Source organism: Chryseobacterium artocarpi (genome assembly GCF_001684975.1).
Classification (GTDB): Bacteria; Bacteroidota; Bacteroidia; order Flavobacteriales; family Weeksellaceae; genus Chryseobacterium; species Chryseobacterium artocarpi.
The window spans coordinates 205,964-222,153 of the sequence record NZ_MAYH01000012.1; the positions used below are offsets into that span (position 1 = coordinate 205,964).

Consider the following 16,190-nt stretch of genomic DNA (forward strand, 5'->3'; position numbering starts at 1 on the left):
TTACAGGTTATTTTTCAGTTGTTCTACTTTTGTAATCAGGTCATCCATCTTATTTCTCATGGTAGGATAAGATAAACCTGCCTGTTTTGCCATTTCTTTGATGCTTCCGCTGGAAAGAAAAAAATTAAGGACAAAATCCTGTTCGTCACGATTCAGTTTAAGGAGAACGGGAAGTTCGTAATCTCCGCTTACCTCAGTTTTACAGCTGGGGCATTTCATTTGACTTACATTAAGAGTATGGTCACAACTTGGGCAGATTATGGGTAACTTCATTGAATTTATTTTTTACGAAAGTAATGCTTTTTTTAATAAAGTTAAAAATTATTTTAATTTTATTAAAATTTTATTTTTAATAAGTATGATTTTTATCCTTGAAAATAGAAAAAACAGAACAGCTATTTGTTCTTTATCTAAAAACAAATACTTTTGCCGAAAACTAATAAATATGAGAAAAGCTTTTATGCTTCTTTTTGCATTGGCTTCATTGGCTGTGTATTCACAAATCAGTATTCCTGAATCTTCCGAAAAGGGAATTATTATTACCCAAACTAATCAAACAATCCATTATAAAAAGCTGTCTTATACTAAAGGAAAAGTAACCTATATCAATTCTCAAAATGGGGAAGAGGAATTTCTGTACGATAATTCTGTGAAAGGAATTCAAGAGGAAGGAAAGACCGTTGTGGGAACTAAGCCTGCAGAAAACCTTACTGAAGCGGTAAAAAATCAAGAAACTCCTAATTTTACTTCCAAAAAAGACATCAAAAATTATCTAATTCAGAAAAAAGATCCACAATATATGAAAGGACGTACTCTTAATAATATTGGGACTGGTTTAGTAGTAGGAGGTGCAGCATGCTTTGTAATTGGAGGACTTTCTAATGTTTCCAAAGCTAATGATAATAATCTGAAAAATGGTGATTCAAAAGGATCCCCGATTCCACTTATTATAGGATTTATTGGTGCCGGTGCCGGTGTTGTATTTAAATTGGTAGGACATTCACAGATGAAAGATGCAATGAATAATTACAGTACTGCTGATATAAAGAAATTTAAGCCAGACTATTATGTCCTTAATGATAGGAATGGAGTAGGACTGATGATGAAGTTTTAAAGTAAAAAACAAAGCATTTTATTATCTTAATTATTATAAAAGCCACAAAAGTTTACGATTAAACTCTTGTGGCTTTATATATTTTAAACACAAGAAATCTCTTGTTTTATCTTAAAATTCCTCTGATTCTGTTGGCGTTGGTAATCAATTCTTCAAGGTATTCATAATTTTCTTTTTCTAAAGCAGACTTGAATTTTCTGAGCTGACTGATATGCTCATTCAGAACATCTAATACATTTTCCTTGTTCTGTTTAAAGATGGGTACCCACATTTCCGGATGTGATTTTGCAAGACGAACTGTACTGGAAAAACCGGAACTTGCAAGCTGGAAAATAGTTTCTTCCTCACGTTCTTTTTCCAATACGGTATTGGCAAGGGCGTAAGAAGTGATGTGGGAAATATGTGAAATATAAGCTGTATGGATGTCATGATCCTCTGCATTCATGTAAATCATGTGCATATCAAGGGCATTGACAATTTTTTCGACCGTCTCCAATGCATCATCTGCAGATTCTTCTTTGTTGCAAATTACTCCGGCTTTCCCTGCAAAACTGTCTGCAATAGCAGATTTCGGTCCGTTGTTTTCTGTACCCCACATCGGGTGAAAAGCTACAAATCTTGAACGTTTCGGATGATCTTTAACGGCTCCTACGATTCCAGCTTTTGTGGATCCTGCATCCATAACGGTCTGATGATCGGATATCAGATCCAACACATTCGGAAGTAATTTTCTTGCCGCATCTACCGGAATAGCAAGAATAATAAGATCTGCATATTTGACTCCCTGTTCCAAGTCTGCCTCCGCATCAATGATTTTTAGTTCTAAAGCATCACTGATATGCTGTTTATTATGATCAATTCCATAGATAAAGCTGGCAATGTTTTTCTGTCTTAATTTCAGTGCCATTGAACCCCCTATCAATCCTACTCCTATAATACTTATTTTCATCTTTTAATTTTTTTAAATAAAAAAACCTCGTCCTAGGACGAGGTTTTAAATTATGTTCATAAGAATCCCTATCCCAGATCTGAGTTAAAAATTCTATAATAATATGTTCCGTTGTTAAAATTCACGAAGCAAATTTATAAAATATTTTTTTAAGTTGAGAAATTTTATGATGCTTTCTTTGAATGAATAAAATTTCATTGATTGTAAATGCTTTAGTTCAAGATGCTAATAATAATTCTTTTCAGTATGTTGTAGCAATTCCAATGGGCTTTTTGAGATATTATTCCATACCGGGATAGCTGATGCCTCCGGTTTTTGTTTCTTCCCAAATCTTTTTAAAATCCGGGATATTGTAATAATTATTTTTTTTGAATTCTGCTTCATAGTTTTTGCCTTCCATATTACCGTTGAGAGTACTGAAAAAGGTATAATATATATTGCTGCTTTCCGTGATTTTAGTTGAATAATATGCCAATTTACCCAGTATTTCAGCTTTTTTCTCGAAACTTTTATCAGAGAAGACCCAAGAGTTATTGTCTTTAGTTTCTTTAATGATCAGGTCGGAAATGGAATTTAAGTATTTCGTTTTATCGCCGGATGTAAGGTGCGCTATAACATCCATCACTTCTTTATTGAACACAATGTCACCTTTACACCTTACATTGAAGAAAACCTTTTCAAATTCGTCGGTATTGTTGTAATTATTTTCCAAAACAAAGCTTACCAGATCTTTATTTTTTACATAACCGAAGTTCTTTACCAATGTTTCAAGGAATTGTTTGTCATGTAGCTTTAGCCATTCCAGGTCAACTTTGCTGTCATTGAAAAGATATTTATTTCGGGCAGTGAGGATTTGTAAATTATCATTACGTATCTGTTGAAGATCAGGAATATCTTTCCATCTTGCTGCATTGATTTTTTCTCCTTCAACCTCAATTTCAATGGGTATATTTTCTAAAGCAGTCAGTTTTGGATATAAGGTTTTATAATCTATAATGGTTGGTAAAGGATAAAAATAAGTAATCAGATTATATTTTTTGGAAATATAGATGTACTGGTTGTCTGCTGTAAATGGTTTGAAATTTAAATCTTTATCACATTTTTCATCCTGATTTATTTTCAAATAGGCTGTGGTGGATGCCGGATCAATTTTTCTATTAAATATTTCTTCTATTTTCTTTATAAAGTCTTCGTTGCTTATGTTTTTGAAGCCATTTTGTTGTAAGTGAGTGGCTTCAATTTCTACTAAGGCATCGAGATCCTTCTTATCATAATGATCAAAACTTCCATATTCCGGAGCCGCACCTGCCATTATTTGTTTTTCCAAAACAGTATTGAGCGTAGTATTTACCTTTTCAGGCTGAACTTCTTCCTTTTTTATTGTTTTATTACAGGCAGATAAGGTAAGTATGAATAATATGGTAATTATGTTTTTCATGATGATAAATTTACTTAGATTTTATCCTACTTTTATGTACATATTATTTTTTCTACTTTAGAAACTACCAGCCATTTATCTTTTCTTAAATTGATGTAGCCATCGAGATCTTGAATGTAATAAATAATTGTATTTTGAACTTATCCACTCTACATTTTTTGTATCTTAAATTTTCTTTAAGAATAAGAATCGCTTTTTCGGGAAGAGATTTCTGAAAATTTTATTTCAAACCCAAAGAAGTTTACTAGTTTTGTACAAAGAATTCAGTAAGCCTTTCAATACCTCAACACAATCCTATGAAAAATAAATATCTGCAGGGAATTTTTATCCTGTTTATAGCCATAAATTTTGCCTACGCAGGAAATCATCTTACATTTATTCCTCAAAATGATACGGTAAGAATCAAGGAAAGTCGTAATGAAGAAGATATTGAACCTAATGAATACCTGAAGGCTCGTTTAAAACCAATTCAGGCTAATTTTAAGAGAATCAATTCAATTACAAAATGGACTTCTATCAAAAAGAAATCTATCGAAGGAGAGTCTGCTGAAGGAGGTGAGGCTAGCTTTTACTATAAAAATAAAAGACTGGAAAAAATAATAGCAAGACATTACGGTGAAACGGGACAGGTTTTAATAGAATACTATCTGTTAAACGGAAATCTATCTTTTGTCTTTGAAAAAGATTATAAGTATAACCGTCCGCTTTTCTATGATCAAAAGACCATGAAAGAAAATAATGATACTGAATTTTTTGACTTTGAAAAATCAGAGATCACTGAAACAAGAAACTATTTTGAAAAAGGAAGTCTTATTCATATTGTCAATAGTCAGGATTGTGGTGCACCGTTCAGTGGGCAATATATGAATGAGGAGGATAAAAGCATGAAGGATGATTTTAAAAGACTTTTGAAGCTGGAGAAGTAAGATAATTAACAAAGTAAATAATCTGCTGAATCAGTAAAATCAGCGAGAGATATTATATCTAAAGTTAAAAATCTAAGCAGGCTATATTCACTGAGTTTCATTATTAACGCAATGTCCGTTATGATTTTATAATTGTGTAGATTATTCTTTAAGATCACCAAGGCGTTTCACTCAGCAACGATCATTTTTTTGTTAACTAAACAGTCTTAGCTGAATGCAATGCCATTGCGCCCAAAAAAACTTCATTTCCATGATGCTTTTCTGTTGAATCTTAGCGTTTAAGAATTTGCAGGATTTATGTAATCAAAGATTTTAAACTTGGTTAAAGAATTATAAATAAGAGTAAGGAATTGATCTCTGCTAGTTTTTATTTACTATTTCGGATGATATTCAAACGCTCTTCAACCTCCTTGATTTTACCAATCCAATAGTTAATTCCTTCCTGATTAGTTACCGTTTGCTTAAAAGCATTTTGGCTGATAGCCCATAGTTTGGGACCATTTTTTTGATACTCAATCTCGCGTTCCCTTTTTGTTTCAGGCTCTACACGGTATCTCCAGAACACCAATGAATGCATATACTGCGAGCGAATTTTTTCAAAATATTTAATAATGGCTTCCCGGTCTTGGGGAATATATCCGGGACCTGAGCATCCGCAAGAGTGAAAAGTAATTCCTACTTTATAAAGATTTTTAATGTGCGCCCATTGCTTATGATCGTTTTTTGCCGGAGATTCAAAATCCAGTCCCATGTTTGCCATCAGTTCTCCACATTCAGGACATTTGGCTTCTACAGAAACTTGAGCATGTTTGTCAACATCTCTTAAAACTTTACGTTTAAAAGTTTTCTGGCAGTTAAAACAGGCATAATGACCTTTGTAAACCATCATGGCATATCGGCACATAGTATAATCTTTTGTTTTTGTGGTTATTTTTTGTTTACCTCTTCATTATAGTTGATTCCCATCAGGCTGCTGGCGCTTCTAGGGTCATAGACAGACCATATTTCTCCCCATGGGAAACTGAAAGTACACCTTGGGTAAGGCGTTTTCGTTTTTCGGGTTGGTGGTATTCCTAGAGCTGAAGTCAGGAACTTATTATTTCTGTAAAATACCTGCATTTCCTTTTCCTCACTCCATTCATTCCAGTTCTTGGCATCGGTGCTTTCCCGTGTATTCATATGGATACTGTGAAGTTGGTTCTCCCAAAAGCACAATTGAAAATGAACCTGATAACCTAGGATATCTATATGATGGAAGTAGTACCAGAAATATCCGGTCTTTACATCCCACATATTATAATACTTTTCTTTATAAAAATCAGTTTCCTGAAGCTGGCTGAGCAGCATTCCCTTATAAAGATTGGTATTGAAGGTTTCCAGTTTTATGGCACCGTTTTCATGATTAATCAACATATCCAAAAAAATGAAGCTATAAATATATACGTTTTTTCTTTACAGACAACGAATAATATTCATAGCTTCAAATAGAAATAGAAAATATCTGTGTTACGGATTTGATATAATTAAAGTTGATGGAATATCAGAAAGCCAAAGACTCTTCGTATCAATCAGGTTTTTCCAGCTTTTGCTGCTGATTAACATAAGATCTTGGGAGTTCAGGAATTCTTTTTCAATTTTTTTCTCATTATACAAAGTAATATGATTCGGGGCAACCTGTTCAATACTTCTGATCAGTTCTTTTACCTCGATATTGTTGCGGATCTGCCCTGCAGCATCCAGAATGATAATTTGAGAATTATTATTGTTGATCAGTCTTTTCGCATATTCAAGGAGATAAAAATCGCTCAGGTTGAAAATCGGAACAAATACCTTATCTGCTGCTGTGAAATCTTTTTCTACCAATACTCCTACAGGAATATGAGCTTTATCTAAAATTTGCAATGTAAAGTCGTCAAAAGGAGAATTGTTGAAGATATTTCCTTTGCCTTTTACTGTATTCAAAAGCTTTTCAGGATTGATAATTTTAGTAGTAAAACCTAATAGCCTGCCCAGTAAACTTCCTTCATACATAGATTTTCCAAGCATGATGAGTAAAAGGTCATAATTTCCCTTATTCGTAATGCTGGTAAGGTCGTTTTCTATATCGGTAGAAGCTTTGAAAAGGGTAGTGACCTCCAGATTCAGTTCATGGGATGTTTCAATAACATTCTGAAACTGGGAGTCCTCATATTCATCAATATCATAAGCATGCATTTCATCCACAGGAGCAATATTCATCGCAGTAATGCTTTTATTTCCGTTCATTTTATTGGTGAAATCATGAGCTAATTTTAATAATGTACTTCCGGATTCCGGTTTATCAAATGAAAGTAACACTCTATATTTTGAGTCATTTTTGTCATGAATAAGCTCATCTTCATCCCTCTTGGATTTAAAAATAAAATTAATGAAATCTAATGCCGGACCTGTCATGAAAGTAGTAAATAGAGCCATTATCACAAGCATGGCAAAGATTTCAGGACCTAATACTCCAAGATCGTAGCCAATATTAAGGACGATAAGCTCCATAAGTCCTCTGGTATTCATTAAAGCTCCAATCGTTAAGCTTTCCTTCCAGTTGATTCCGACAAATTTTGCCGTTAAGGCACTTCCTGCAAATTTTCCAACAACAGCTGTAAGAATAATAAATCCGGCTGTCATCCAAAGGTGGCTGTCATTTAAAAGACCTATTTGTGTACGAAGTCCCGTGAATACAAAGAACAAAGGAAGAAGAAGTACCAATGCCACGTCTTCCACTTTATCAATGAATAAAGTACGGAATTTGGCATTTTCAGGCATAATAGCTCCTGCCATGAAGGCTCCAAATAAAGCATGAATTCCAATAACCTCCGTTACATAAGATGATAAGATCAGAGTAAGGAAGAAAATAGCAACCATAGGTTTACTGATCGTACTTTTTCCCGCCTGAAGATCTCCAATTCTTTTCAGGAAAGGTCTTACGATTTTGATCATTAGAAATACATAGGCAATTGCCATGATGATAACGTAGATAGAACTCGCAAAAGAACCGGCTTTCACAATAGCGATCACAGCTGCAAGGATACACCAGGCTGTAATATCATCGGCTGCCGCACAGGTGATAACAATAGTTCCGAGTTTGGTTTTCTGAAGATTCCTTTCCTGTACAATCCTTGCCAATACCGGGAAAGCTGTAATACTCATGGATATTGCAATAAACAAGGCAAAAGAGGTAAACTGAATACCATCCGGTGAGAACTCCTGATAAATGAAGTAGGAAAGCCCAATTCCCAATGCAAAAGGAATAATGATACTGGCATGGCTGATTACCACGGCGTCATGTGCTTTTTTTCTTAAAACACTTAGATCAAGCTCCATACCTACAATATACATGAATAGAATTAAACCTATCTGGCTTAAAAACTGTAAGTTACCTAATGATTCTTTAGGGAAAAGGAAGGCTGAAAATTCCGGGAAATACATTCCTACAAGAGACGGACCTAGCACAATACCTGCAATCATTTCACCGATTACACTTGGCTGCTTTATTTTCATACAAATCCACCCGAAAAGCCTTGCTGTAAGGATGATTGTGACAATCTGAGCCAGTAATAATGCTAAGGGATGATGAAGGTTTGTTTTGAAAGACTCCAGGAAATTATCCCAGGTTGAGCCCGTACTGGTTTTAGTAACAATATTCTCTTTTACTTCCAGAGTTTGTCCTTCAATAATGAAGAAGTACATCAGGCAGGAAAAGACAGCTATTGTAGTGATGTAGAAAATTAGATTTCTGTATTTACCCAAGTTCATGATTCCTATATTTTGATGCAAAGTTGATAAGAATATCTTTATCTTAAAAGACCTTGGTTTTTAAAATGTAATGAATGCAGTAAAAAATGTAATAAAAATCTTAGTATTGAAATAAGACTGTTGAATATTCTTTTGTATTGAAGCCAAAAAGCGAAAAATCCAGTACCTGAAAATTTCTGTTGAAAATGATTGCGAGTTATTTAATAAACAACTCCATTAATGAGTGCTTGTAAGCATCACCGATCTGAAGCTTAAGGAAATGTTCATCTTCAGTAGGAATAGTGGTAATAATTTCATTGGTGCCAAGCACTTTGATGGAAGATAGAGCAATGATTTCCTTTTTATTAACCTGTGCGAAATCTTTGGCTGGAAGCATTTCCAGAAGGTTTTTGAAATTAAGGTTTTTCAGAACGATAGGAGTTCCGTCATTGAGAATAATATCCTTATCACGGCTGTCGATTTCTGAAGTTTTGATGTAAGCAATCTGTTCCGTTAGGATAACCGTTTTACCGATATTGGTATTCCATTCGATAAAGGTTTTCTTATGAACGGTATTGATTTGTTCCTTTGCCTTTTCAAAAGCCTGGATCAGTCGCTCTTTTTTGATGGGTTTTCTTACATAATCCACCACATTGAGGTCAAATGCTTCAGCAGCATATTCCTTATAAGCCGTTGTGAAAATAATTTTATGAGAACCAGAAATCAGTTCAGCTACCTGAAGACCTGTCATTCCGGGCATTTCGATATCCAGAATACAGAGATTGCAGTCCAGAGAATGGATTTCGTTTAAAAAGATTTTAGGATCATTGAATGCTTTTACCACTTCCACATCTTCAATCTGTTCGCATAGAAGTTTCAAATAGCTTATTGCCAACAATTCATCATCCAGAATAACGCATTTTATCATAGAATTCTCCTAAATTGATTTTTAATTCTGCAGTGAAGATACCGTTTTTTGAGCTTTTTTCCAGCTGGTAATATGTGTTGTAGATCATCTTAAGCCTTTGATCTAAGGACTGACTTCCGAAGCCGCTTTTTTCTTTCTCCAGACTGTTTTTTTGTGAAGCTTTATTACTAACTTTCATGGTAAACATGCCATCTTCAAGCTCCAGATAAATAGAAATAAATGAATCCTGAGCAAGGAAATCTGTATGTTTAAAGGCATTTTCAATAAGGTCAACAGAGATTAGTGGCGCGAAAACTTTTTCCTCATATATGGAATCAAATTTATTGATTCTGGATTTAATTCTAAAGTCAAATAAAGGATTGATTTTAATTTTATTGATCTCAATAAGGCTTAAAGCAAAGTTCAGCTCTTCCTTTGGGCTTACGTACTTATTGTTGCTTTCATATAAGATATAATCAAGCACATTGGCAAGTTTATCCAAAGACATATACGTTTGGTAGGCATGAGACTGAACAGAATTGAGAATATTTTTGAACAGGTGAGGGTTCAGTTTTGTTCCGATATGTTCCAGACGAACCTCATTCAGACGCTGTTCAATAATTTTATTGGCTTCTGAAAGTTTGGCATTTCTCAGCATCAGTTTTTGATTTTTGCTGAAAAGGTAGATGCTCGTAGTAAGAAAAAGGAAAATGGCAAAAACTCCGATGAATATCAAATAATCATGAATCATGTAGTAATTGCCTTCCATAAAAGTGATTATAAAAACTATTTCAGTTTTTTAAGACTATTTACCGTCACCGTTTCTTCACATTTTTCATAAATGATCTCGTAAGACGGATTTTTTTCAGGGTATGTCAAAAGGTAGTCCGGGCATGGTTTCTTTTGTGCGTGACTTTTGTCAAAATCTACTTTTCCTTCAGTAATAATACTGTCTTTTATAAATTTTTCATCAATCTTGTAAGTAGCCATTGCAGTTTTAGCTTCTTCAGAATATTTGAATTCTTTGGACAGTGTTTCTGCAATTACACGGCTGTTTGGAAGGTAGCCGCTGCAGCTTGCCCCTTTTTTGTTTAATATAAAAAATACGATGATGAGCCCCGGAACGAAGCCTATTGCATAAAATTTAAGTTTTTTCATTTAGAAAATTAAAAGATTGATATCGTGGTACGTAAGTCCGAAACGGTCACAGATGATCTTTTTAGTATGTCTTCCTTTGTACATATATAAACTCTGCTTCATTTCATTTTTGCGGATCAGCATGTTTTCAAAGCCGCCTTCTTCATCATAATTCAATATATAGGAAAGGAAGAAATTGGAAATCGCTTTTGTAGTGGTTCTTGGCATTCTTGAAGTAAGATTCGGAAGCCCACAGTGGATAACGCCATGTTTGATTACATATGGGTCTTCCATTGTTGTCAGTTCCGATGTTTCAATCACTTTACCGTTATCTATGGTAATATCAATGATCACACTGCCTTTCTTCATTTTCATAACCATATCTTCAGTTACGATAGGTGTCATATTTAATCTCGGAAGAGCTCCTATGACAACGTCTGCGCGTCTTAAGCTCTTACTAAGCTCTTTAGGATCGATGATGGAAGTAGGAACACGGCTGTCTACCATGGTATGAAGCCTTCTCAGTTTGGATAATGAGTTATCAAAAACTTTGATGCTTGCTCCCAGTCCTATTGCTGCTTTTGTTGCAAATTCACCTACAATTCCAGCTCCGAGAATAACTACTTCTGCGGGTCTTACTCCTGTAATTCCGCCAAGCATTAAACCATTGGAAAGTGCCAATAATTCCGAAGCGTATAAAATAGAAACGGTTCCTGCAATTTCACCAATTAGCCTTACCAGAGCAAGTTGCTTGTATTCATCTACGATAAATTCAAATGCGATGGCATTTACTTTTTTCTCTGCAAGCTTAAGGAAATATTCTTTGTCTCTAAGGTTGATCTGAAGTGCTGAAACCAGATACGTGTTAGGCTTCATATAATCAATTTCCTCTTCTGTAGGAGGGTTGATCTTCAGAATCAGATCCTGTGCAAAAGCTTCCTTAGGGTCTGTAGTAATTCTCGCTCCCGATTCAGAATATTGTAAATCTGTAAAAAAGGAACCTTGTCCTGCTCCTGCTTCAATGATGATCTCATGACCGTGCTCTACCAATACCTGAACGGCATCAGGAGTAATGCAGGTTCTCCTTTCGTTGAGACAGGTTTCCTTAGGAATTCCAATACTGAACTGTTTTCCTTTCTTAATAACCTCCAATTTTTCCTCTTTCGGCATCAATTCTTCTTCTGTGAAAGGAGTAAAAATATTTGTGCTCATCCTTAAATTAAATTATGTCTTACAGATTGTTATTTTACTATTGAAATAATAAGCAAAGATACATAATATTTAATCGAATGAAACTTCTCTGTTTTCACCCGTATTCACAATGCTCATTGTGTGGTAATTAAGCCCGTAAAGCTCCTCTTCATACACTTCAGGCCATTCAATGATGCATAAAAAAGAGTTGTCCAGATACTCTTCAATTCCAATATCGTAAACTTCTTCAACGTTTTTTAGGCGATACAGGTCAAAATGAAATACTTTTCCTTTTGGAGTATTGTATTCGTTAACGATAGAATAAGTAGGAGAGTTTACTTCATCTTCACTGCCCAGATTTTTAAGCAGAAATTGAGAGAAAGTGGTTTTTCCTGCACCAAGATTCCCTTTTAGTAATAGTATATTATGTTTTAATTGAGGAAGAATGCTGTCTACAACTTCCTGCCAGTCTTCGATTTTATTTATAGTAAATTGCATATGCTAATTTGTTTGCAAAAATAATGAATAAGTTTTAGAGTCGGAGTGTAATCGTGTTTTAGAGTTACAGAGTAGGAGAATTCATGTATATTTATTAACACTTGTACGCCCCAATGCTCAAACTCTCTGACTCAAAGTTCATGAACATTTGCACAAAATACCTAATTTTGTAACATGATTTCTAAGCAGACGATAGACAAAATTTTTTCAACGATACGTGTAGAAGAGATAGTAGGAGAGTACGTTCAGTTGAAGAGAGCGGGGTCTAATTATAAAGGACTCAGCCCATTTCATGAGGAAAAGTCGCCAAGCTTTGTTGTTTCGCCAAGTAAACAGATCTGGAAAGATTTCTCTACCGGAAAGGGAGGTACGGCAATCTCTTTCTTAATGGAAATTGAGAACTTTACCTATCCAGAAGCCCTTCGTCATGCTGCTAAGAAATACGGAATTGAAATTGAAGAAGATCTGCGTGAAATTTCTGAAGAAGCAAAACATGCGCAGACAGAAAAAGATCTTTTATATAAGATTCATGAAGTAGCAAATACCTACTTTCAGGAGATTCTTTGGGATGACAAGGAAGGAAGAAGCATCGGTCTTTCTTATTTTAAGGAAAGAGAGCTTAAGGATGATATTATAAAAAAATTCCAGCTTGGTTATTCTCCCGAAAAGAAAAATGCATTTACAGAATATGCGTTGGAAAAAGGGTATTCCAAGGAAATTTTGGAAAAGTCCGGACTTTCTATTTTTCCTGAAAATACACCGGCAGGTGTAGACCGTTTCAGAGAAAGGGTAATCTTCCCGATTCACAGTTTTTCAGGTAGAGTGCTTGGTTTTGGAGCAAGGATCCTTAAAAGTAATGTCAAAACGGCAAAATATCTCAACTCTCCGGAAACAGAGATTTACCATAAATCCAATGTTCTTTACGGATTAAACCAAAGTAAACAGGCAATTTCAAGAAAAAATGGTTGTCTTTTGGTGGAAGGATATATGGATGTGATCTCTCTTCACATGTCCGGAATTGAAAATGTTGTAGCGAGTTCCGGTACTTCTCTTACCACAGAACAGATTAAGCTTATTAAAAGACTTACGGAAAATGTAACGATCCTTTTCGATGGTGATAATGCTGGTATTAAAGCCAGTTTCCGAAGTATTGATATGCTTTTGACAGAGGGAATGAACATCCGTGTTCTTCTTTTCCCGGATGGCGACGACCCGGATTCTTTTGCCAGAAAACATCCGCAGGAATATGTAGAAAAATACATTGAAAATGAGGCGATGGATTTCATCGACTTTAAAGCGGAAATTCTGTTAAGAGATGTAGGAAATGATCCTATCAAAAAAGCAGAAGCAATCCGTGATATTGTAAAGTCAGTTTCCTTTGTACAGAACGCGCTGAAAAGAGAGGTTTACCTTAAAGAAGTTTCTAATAAATTCGGACTTTCTGAGCAGAGCCTTTTCAATGAACTGGATGTTCAGAAGCAGATCACTCAGAACCAGACTCACCATGTTCAGCAGCAACAAAAGGAGAAAGCGGCTCCGAAGATGGAAATTGTTCCTCCTGACAAGGAAAAAGAAGATCCATTTTTATTCGATGTGTTGTTTATGGAGAATAAACTTGTGGATCATATGCTGATGTTTGGAGATATTGTTCTGAAAAGAAGAAATGAAAATAATGAAGAGTATCAGATCACTGTCATCGAAGAAATTCTCCATCATTTTGAAGAAGAACAGTATGTATTTTTAGTCAAAGAAAATGAGATTATTATCGGGCAGGTACGTGAGGGAATTCAGAAAGATGAATTGAGAAGTGGAAACTTTTTTGTATCTTTTATGGATGAAGAAATTACCACAAAGGTTGTAGATGCTTTGATTCCTCTGGATGAGCTTGAAAACTGGGCTTCCAGAAATATTTATCCACCCAATTATGGAGATAAGGTAGCAGATCAAATTAAAGGTGATATATTATTACATAAATATAGGTATATTGATTATTTAATCACGGAAACAGCTAAAGAATTGGATCTACACAGTAATACTGATGAAACAAAGTATTATGAACTGATTAAAAAAATAACCTTATTGAAACAGGCATCAATCAGACTTAGTAATATCATTGAATATTCACCGATCAAAGGAATCTACGTGGATAGGAAAAGATAGTTTAGAGACAATATTTTCTCATATTCTGTGACAAAAAGTCCTATAAAATTTTAGGAATAAATATTGTAATTTAAACATCAAAAATAATTTTAAATAATACATAATATAAATATGGACATTAAAAAGGAATTCAGAGATTTCTCTGTAAAGCATTTAGGAAACAACGGTCTGGTTACCGATCAGTATATGGGAATGTATGGTCCAACGAATCTTACGCCATACATCATGGAAGAAAGAAGATTAAACGTTGCTCAGATGGACGTTTTCTCACGTTTGATGATGGACAGAATTATCTTCCTTGGAACAGGAATTGATGATCAGGTTGCTAATATCGTTACAGCACAGCTTTTATTCTTAGAAAGTGCTGATCCTTCTAAAGATATTCAGATCTATATCAACTCACCTGGTGGTAGTGTTTACGCAGGATTAGGAATTTATGACACAATGCAGATCATTAAGCCTGATGTAGCAACTATCTGTACGGGTATGGCTGCTTCAATGGGAGCTGTATTATTAGTTGCCGGTGAAAAAGGAAAGCGTTCAGCGCTTAAGCATTCAAGAGTAATGATTCACCAGCCTTCAGGAGGTGCACAAGGTGTTGCTTCTGATATGGAGATCAACTTGAGAGAGATGTTGAAATTAAAGCAGGAGCTTTATGATATTATCGCTCATCATTCAGGACAGACTTATGAGTGGGTTGAAAAATCTTCTGATAGAGATTACTGGATGACTTCTGAAGAAGCTAAGAACTACGGAATGGTAGATGAGGTTCTTCAAAGAGCAGAGAAAAAGTAATTGATTTTAAATCATAAAGAAAACGCATCCAATCGGATGCGTTTTTTGTTCTAGCCACGAATACACGAATTTTTCATAAATGCATCCGTCACAAATAAATATAATGAAGGATCTCACAACTGAAGACGTGATATTCCCCTCCTCTGGAGGGGTGTCAAATCAAAGATTTGACGGGGTGGTTAAACAATTCCCTTCTACTTCTTCACAATCTTATGCACTGTAGATCCATTTTTCGTCTTAATCTCCACCCAATATACACCTGCATTTAAAGATTTAACATTGATCTTTTTCTCTTGAGAAGTCATTACTTTTTGTCCTAAAGATGAATAAATATTAATTTCTTTAAGGTTTTCAGTCGTTTCAATCTGAATAAAATCACTGGTCGGATTAGGATAAATATTGAATGATAATTTTTTATTTATCGAAGCAACAGATAAAGTAGCATTACTCGCCTCAGTAGGCGTGAAAGGTCTTCTTTCTCCAAAGCTTAATCCTAACCAGCTGTTATTATTCAATTCTATCTGGCTGAGATCTGCTTTTTTCTGCCAGCTTGAAAGATCATTTCCTTTGTACAACTTCCAATTTCCTGTTCCTGAAAATGTATTTAATGATAAATCCGAAACCTGGTTATTCGTTGTTGTAAAGCTTAGATATGAAGCTTGTGACTTAATAAGTTGTAAAGCCTGTTCTGCAGTAATATTTCCGTTATATTTAATTCCAAAAACAAAAGAATTGGCATTACCAGTAGTATTATCTGTTCCAAAGTCTATGACAACAAGGCTTTGGTTAGTTCCTGCTCCAATCCAGTTGGTGATTTGGGGCGATGTGAACCATTGAGAGCTATAGGCAGGGACAGGGGTAGATGGCGGAATGTCAACTTGACCATTATCAGTACCATAAGTAATACCAAACCATATTCCGTCTGTTAAATGAACATAACCGGCACCATTATTTTCATTAGACATATTATCTGCACTTGGTCCGAACCAGGGAATCCAGGAATCATCGGTACCCGGAGCATGGAGATTATACGAGAAACTGTACAGATATCCTGAAAAAATATTAGCCTGCATTTTAGGTTCTGCCGATATAATGGCATTGATCATGTCTTCCGCCATTAAATTATCAGCATCAAAACGATAGCCCCACGCATAGGATTTTGGAGTATTGTTATCATTGAAATCGACAATGAAATAAGCCTTTTTAGAACCTGTTCCCACCCAAAACTTAATGTCGTTTTCTGTGAATTGAGCGAAGAAAAACTGCGTACAAAGCAGTAAGAAAAAAAGATAGATTTTTCTCATAAT

General features: G+C 35.0%; 16 protein-coding genes. 4 read left to right on the top strand and 12 right to left on the bottom strand.

Going from position 1 to position 16,190, the window contains the following annotated elements; genetic code table 11:
- Nucleotides 1-273, bottom strand: coding sequence for a DUF2089 family protein (locus tag BBI01_RS05505; protein ID WP_065393674.1), 273 nt, complete (start codon nucleotides 271-273; stop codon nucleotides 1-3).
- 172 nt (nucleotides 274-445) lie between these two features.
- Between BBI01_RS05505 and BBI01_RS05510 the strand changes: the two genes are divergently transcribed.
- Nucleotides 446-1,114: a hypothetical protein gene (locus BBI01_RS05510; protein ID WP_123862095.1), complete on the top strand. Its 669-nt coding sequence runs from the start codon at nucleotides 446-448 to the stop codon at nucleotides 1,112-1,114.
- A 106-nt stretch (nucleotides 1,115-1,220) separates the two neighbouring features.
- Here the strand turns inward: BBI01_RS05510 and BBI01_RS05515 are convergent, their stop codons facing one another.
- Both BBI01_RS05515 and BBI01_RS05520 read right to left on the bottom strand, forming a co-directional pair.
- Nucleotides 1,221-2,063 carry a prephenate dehydrogenase gene (locus BBI01_RS05515; protein WP_065393676.1) on the bottom strand — a complete coding sequence of 281 codons (843 nt, stop codon included), beginning with the start codon at nucleotides 2,061-2,063 and terminating at the stop codon, nucleotides 1,221-1,223.
- Between the two features lie 280 nt (nucleotides 2,064-2,343).
- Nucleotides 2,344-3,501: a hypothetical protein gene (locus BBI01_RS05520; RefSeq protein WP_065393677.1), complete on the bottom strand. Its 1,158-nt coding sequence runs from the start codon at nucleotides 3,499-3,501 to the stop codon at nucleotides 2,344-2,346.
- Between the two features lie 296 nt (nucleotides 3,502-3,797).
- Here BBI01_RS05520 and BBI01_RS05525 point away from each other — a divergent pair, with 296 nt between their 5' ends.
- Nucleotides 3,798-4,427, top strand: coding sequence for a hypothetical protein (locus BBI01_RS05525; RefSeq protein WP_065393678.1), 630 nt, complete (start codon nucleotides 3,798-3,800; stop codon nucleotides 4,425-4,427).
- A 367-nt stretch (nucleotides 4,428-4,794) separates the two neighbouring features.
- Here the strand turns inward: BBI01_RS05525 and BBI01_RS05530 are convergent, their stop codons facing one another.
- From BBI01_RS05530 to tsaE, 8 genes are all read right to left on the bottom strand, one after another.
- Nucleotides 4,795-5,331, bottom strand: coding sequence for a hypothetical protein (locus BBI01_RS05530; protein ID WP_065393679.1), 537 nt, complete (start codon nucleotides 5,329-5,331; stop codon nucleotides 4,795-4,797).
- A gap of 23 nt (nucleotides 5,332-5,354) precedes the next feature.
- Nucleotides 5,355-5,840: a hypothetical protein gene (locus BBI01_RS05535; RefSeq protein ID WP_083190018.1), complete on the bottom strand. Its 486-nt coding sequence runs from the start codon at nucleotides 5,838-5,840 to the stop codon at nucleotides 5,355-5,357.
- 93 nt (nucleotides 5,841-5,933) lie between these two features.
- Nucleotides 5,934-8,216: a cation:proton antiporter gene (locus BBI01_RS05540; RefSeq protein ID WP_065393681.1), complete on the bottom strand. Its 2,283-nt coding sequence runs from the start codon at nucleotides 8,214-8,216 to the stop codon at nucleotides 5,934-5,936.
- A 196-nt stretch (nucleotides 8,217-8,412) separates the two neighbouring features.
- Complete coding sequence (locus tag BBI01_RS05545; RefSeq protein ID WP_065393682.1) at nucleotides 8,413-9,123, bottom strand: LytR/AlgR family response regulator transcription factor; 711 nt, start codon at nucleotides 9,121-9,123, stop codon at nucleotides 8,413-8,415.
- Nucleotides 9,098-9,871 carry a sensor histidine kinase gene (locus tag BBI01_RS05550; RefSeq protein WP_083190019.1) on the bottom strand — a complete coding sequence of 258 codons (774 nt, stop codon included), beginning with the start codon at nucleotides 9,869-9,871 and terminating at the stop codon, nucleotides 9,098-9,100. The genes BBI01_RS05545 and BBI01_RS05550 overlap by 26 nt, the downstream gene beginning before the upstream one ends.
- 17 nt (nucleotides 9,872-9,888) lie before the next feature.
- Nucleotides 9,889-10,260: a DUF4258 domain-containing protein gene (locus BBI01_RS05555; protein WP_065393683.1), complete on the bottom strand. Its 372-nt coding sequence runs from the start codon at nucleotides 10,258-10,260 to the stop codon at nucleotides 9,889-9,891.
- Nucleotides 10,261-11,451, bottom strand: coding sequence for an alanine dehydrogenase (locus tag BBI01_RS05560; protein WP_065393684.1), 1,191 nt, complete (start codon nucleotides 11,449-11,451; stop codon nucleotides 10,261-10,263).
- Nucleotides 11,452-11,520: 69 nt separating this feature from the next.
- Nucleotides 11,521-11,928 carry a tRNA (adenosine(37)-N6)-threonylcarbamoyltransferase complex ATPase subunit type 1 TsaE gene (gene tsaE, locus BBI01_RS05565; RefSeq protein WP_065393685.1) on the bottom strand — a complete coding sequence of 136 codons (408 nt, stop codon included), beginning with the start codon at nucleotides 11,926-11,928 and terminating at the stop codon, nucleotides 11,521-11,523.
- A gap of 174 nt (nucleotides 11,929-12,102) precedes the next feature.
- On the opposite strand from tsaE, the gene dnaG reads away from it, so the two are divergent.
- Entirely contained in the window at nucleotides 12,103-14,088 is a 1,986-nt protein-coding gene (dnaG, locus tag BBI01_RS05570) for a DNA primase (RefSeq protein ID WP_065393686.1), read from the top strand.
- Nucleotides 14,089-14,199: 111 nt separating this feature from the next.
- A complete protein-coding gene (gene clpP / locus BBI01_RS05575) occupies nucleotides 14,200-14,883 on the top strand; it encodes an ATP-dependent Clp endopeptidase proteolytic subunit ClpP (protein ID WP_065393687.1) in 684 nt (227 codons plus the stop codon).
- Between the two features lie 194 nt (nucleotides 14,884-15,077).
- On the opposite strand, the gene BBI01_RS05580 is transcribed toward clpP, so the two are convergent.
- Entirely contained in the window at nucleotides 15,078-16,187 is a 1,110-nt protein-coding gene (locus BBI01_RS05580; protein ID WP_065393688.1) for a T9SS type A sorting domain-containing protein, read from the bottom strand.
- Nucleotides 16,188-16,190: the final 3 nt, after the last annotated feature.

What these genes read in the sequence shown, in the direction of transcription:
- BBI01_RS05515 (WP_065393676.1), bottom strand. Translation starts at nt 2,063, where the DNA reads ATGAAAATAAGTATTATAGGAGTAGGATTGATAGGGGGTTCAATGGCA.
- BBI01_RS05545 (WP_065393682.1), bottom strand. Translation starts at nt 9,123, where the DNA reads ATGATAAAATGCGTTATTCTGGATGATGAATTGTTGGCAATAAGCTAT.
- BBI01_RS05525 (WP_065393678.1), top strand. Translation starts at nt 3,798, where the DNA reads ATGAAAAATAAATATCTGCAGGGAATTTTTATCCTGTTTATAGCCATA.
- BBI01_RS05560 (WP_065393684.1), bottom strand. Translation starts at nt 11,451, where the DNA reads ATGAGCACAAATATTTTTACTCCTTTCACAGAAGAAGAATTGATGCCG.
- BBI01_RS05510 (WP_123862095.1), top strand. Translation starts at nt 446, where the DNA reads ATGAGAAAAGCTTTTATGCTTCTTTTTGCATTGGCTTCATTGGCTGTG.
- BBI01_RS05530 (WP_065393679.1), bottom strand. Translation starts at nt 5,331, where the DNA reads ATGTGCCGATATGCCATGATGGTTTACAAAGGTCATTATGCCTGTTTT.
- BBI01_RS05505 (WP_065393674.1), bottom strand. Translation starts at nt 273, where the DNA reads ATGAAGTTACCCATAATCTGCCCAAGTTGTGACCATACTCTTAATGTA.
- BBI01_RS05535 (WP_083190018.1), bottom strand. Translation starts at nt 5,840, where the DNA reads ATGTTGATTAATCATGAAAACGGTGCCATAAAACTGGAAACCTTCAAT.
- tsaE (WP_065393685.1), bottom strand. Translation starts at nt 11,928, where the DNA reads ATGCAATTTACTATAAATAAAATCGAAGACTGGCAGGAAGTTGTAGAC.
- clpP (WP_065393687.1), top strand. Translation starts at nt 14,200, where the DNA reads ATGGACATTAAAAAGGAATTCAGAGATTTCTCTGTAAAGCATTTAGGA.
- BBI01_RS05555 (WP_065393683.1), bottom strand. Translation starts at nt 10,260, where the DNA reads ATGAAAAAACTTAAATTTTATGCAATAGGCTTCGTTCCGGGGCTCATC.
- BBI01_RS05580 (WP_065393688.1), bottom strand. Translation starts at nt 16,187, where the DNA reads ATGAGAAAAATCTATCTTTTTTTCTTACTGCTTTGTACGCAGTTTTTC.
- dnaG (WP_065393686.1), top strand. Translation starts at nt 12,103, where the DNA reads ATGATTTCTAAGCAGACGATAGACAAAATTTTTTCAACGATACGTGTA.
- BBI01_RS05520 (WP_065393677.1), bottom strand. Translation starts at nt 3,501, where the DNA reads ATGAAAAACATAATTACCATATTATTCATACTTACCTTATCTGCCTGT.
- BBI01_RS05550 (WP_083190019.1), bottom strand. Translation starts at nt 9,871, where the DNA reads ATGGAAGGCAATTACTACATGATTCATGATTATTTGATATTCATCGGA.
- BBI01_RS05540 (WP_065393681.1), bottom strand. Translation starts at nt 8,216, where the DNA reads ATGAACTTGGGTAAATACAGAAATCTAATTTTCTACATCACTACAATA.